We start from the raw sequence: 2472 nt of genomic DNA, 5'->3' as shown, positions 1-2472 counted from the left end.
ATGGTTGGTAATCATGATGAGCGTTCCCTGTTTCGGGCTGTGTTGCCTTTGCCTGACAGTGCTCAAGAGGATTTCGTGCAATACGCGGTGCAGCTCGGTGGGCTGCGCGTGATTTGTTTGGATACGTCGACCGAGGGCAGCAGCGATGGTTCGTTCTGTGGCGCGCGTGAAGCGTGGCTGCGCGATGAACTTGCGCGCGATCAAGCGACACCGACAGTGGTGTTTTGTCATCACCCACCTTTGGATTTAGGGTTTCCTATGCTTGACCCAACGCGCGTTCCGAATGGGGATGTGATTTTGGATTTATTGAGTGGTGCACTGAATGTGCGGCAGTTACTTTTCGGGCATGTCCATCGACCTGCGCTGGGCGTTGTACAGGGTTTGCCCTATGCGTCGATCCGTTCGGTCCTCTATCAAGCGCCACCACCCATTCCCGCGTGGAATTGGGACGGGTTTACACCCGCACTTGAGGCCCCCGATATTGGTGTTATCACTTTAATCGATGATGTTTTACAGGTTCGATTTGAACCCTTTTGTGACGCCCGAACAGGGCTGAGCTTTTCTTAGAAAGGACGCCCATGCGTGCCATAACTTATAACGAATTCGGAGTTGCCGATCAGGTTCTATCTTTGCGAGATGTTGCGGCTGTTGAGCCCGCAGCTGGCGAAGTGCGCGTCGCGCTGAAATTCAGCGGTGTGAACCCGTCAGATGCCAAAGCACGTTCCGGCACGCGGCCCGGTATTCTAAAGCCGCCGTTTGATGTGGTTATCCCGCACTCTGATGGTTCTGGTGTGATCGAGGCGGTTGGCGCAGGCGTTGATACGTCGCGCATTGGGCAACGGGTGTGGATTTGGAACGGCCAGTGGCAGCGTGCTTTTGGGACGGCTGCTGAGATGATTACGGTTCCTGCGGAACAAGCAGTCGCTTTGCCCGATGCGGTATCCTTTGAGGCAGGTGCGACGTTGGGCATTCCGGGTCTGACAGCGGCGCATACGGTGTTTGGCGGTGGTGATGTAACTGGGCAGGTCTTGTTGATTTCGGGCGGCGCAGGGGCTGTTGGCCACAACGCTGTGCAACTCGCAAAATGGGGTGGGGCGACTGTGATCGCGACTGCCTCGCCAAGCGCGTTTGAGCGTGTGAAAGCGGCTGGTGCGGATCATGTGTTGGATTACAGAGCGCCAGACTTGGCCGCACAAATCATGGCGCTGACAGATGGCAAAGGCGTGGACCGTGAGGTTGAGGTTGAGTTCGGCGCGAACATTGCACTGCTGGCCCAGGTCGTGCGCGCGAATGGGGTGATTTCGGCATATGGATCGCAGATTGATATGGCACCGACTTTGCCGTTTGGGCCACTTCTGTTCAAAGCGATCACGATTGATATTGTGCTGATCTACATCCTAGAGGCCGCACCGCGCGCCGTCGCGATTTCAAAGCTACATGATGCGATGATCGCTGGGGCTTTGACGCCTGCAATTCATCAGATCATGCCGCTCGCAGATGCCGCCAAAGCGCACGAACGCGTCATGACGGCAGGACGCAACGGTGCAGTATTGCTCGAAATCTAAGGCGCGGTCCTTGCCCCCCTAAGATGCGCGCGCCATGGTGTCGCAAAACGGGGGGGCCACAACATGGCAATTAAGATTTGTGTATTCGACGCGTATGGTACGTTATTCGACGTGGGCGCGGCTGCGCGTATCGCTGCAGGCGAAGATGGACGCGAAGCATTGGCCGCCAAAGCGGGTGAGCTGGCGGAATTTTGGCGTCAAAAACAGTTGCAATATACTTGGCTGCGCGCGGTTGCAGGCAATCACACTGATTTTTGGACAGTCACGCAGAACGGCCTTGATTGGGCGTTGGAAAAAACGGGTCTTGGCGGTGATCTGGAACTGCGCGAACGGCTCTTGGCGCTATACTGGGAATTGCAGGCCTACAAAGAAGTGCCGATGATGTTGGCGCAATTGAAGGCGGCTGGTCTGAAAACGGCGATCTTATCTAATGGATCACCCGATATGTTGGATGGGGCAGTGGGCTCGGCTGGTATCGAGATCTATCTCGACGGCGTTCTGTCGGTCGAGGACGTGGGCGTCTTCAAGCCAAGTGCCAAGGTTTATCAAATGGTCTTGGATCGGTTCGGCTGCACGGCTGATGAAGTTTTGTTTGTGTCCTCCAATGGCTGGGATGCGGCCGCCGCATCTGGCTTTGGCTTTGAAACAGTCTGGGTCAATCGCGCAGGCGAGCCGATGGACCGCTTGTTCGCAACTCCAGAACATACGTTGAGCGATCTCACCGAAATTCCACGACTTGCAGGTGTCTAATGGCGACGTTTAAAACTTCTGATGGCTTGTCTTTGTTCTATGACGACGAGGGCACTGGCCTGCCGATTTTGTGCCTGTCAGGCCTGACGCGGGACAGTCGCGATTTCGACTATGTGATGCCGCACCTGAAAGGGTGTCGCGTGATCCGTCTGGATTA

General features: G+C 55.8%; 3 protein-coding genes. All 3 read left to right on the top strand.

What is annotated here, in order from left to right:
• On the top strand, positions 1 to 567 hold a 567-nt coding region (locus QZ279_RS11890; RefSeq protein ID WP_293451124.1), incomplete at its 5' end, for a metallophosphoesterase.
• 11 nt (positions 568 to 578) lie between these two features.
• Positions 579 to 1565, top strand: coding sequence for an NADPH:quinone reductase (locus QZ279_RS11885; protein WP_293451122.1), 987 nt, complete (start codon positions 579 to 581; stop codon positions 1563 to 1565).
• Between the two features lie 63 nt (positions 1566 to 1628).
• A complete protein-coding gene (locus tag QZ279_RS11880; RefSeq protein ID WP_293451120.1) occupies positions 1629 to 2315 on the top strand; it encodes a haloacid dehalogenase type II in 687 nt (228 codons plus the stop codon).
• Positions 2316 to 2472: the final 157 nt, after the last annotated feature.

This window comes from Planktotalea sp. (assembly GCF_018607965.1).
In the GTDB taxonomy this organism is placed as follows: Bacteria; Pseudomonadota; Alphaproteobacteria; order Rhodobacterales; family Rhodobacteraceae; genus Planktotalea.
This window is presented reverse-complemented; position numbering and strand designations above follow the sequence as displayed.

What these genes read in the sequence shown, in the direction of transcription:
- QZ279_RS11880 (WP_293451120.1), top strand. Translation starts at nt 1,629, where the DNA reads ATGGCAATTAAGATTTGTGTATTCGACGCGTATGGTACGTTATTCGAC.
- QZ279_RS11885 (WP_293451122.1), top strand. Translation starts at nt 579, where the DNA reads ATGCGTGCCATAACTTATAACGAATTCGGAGTTGCCGATCAGGTTCTA.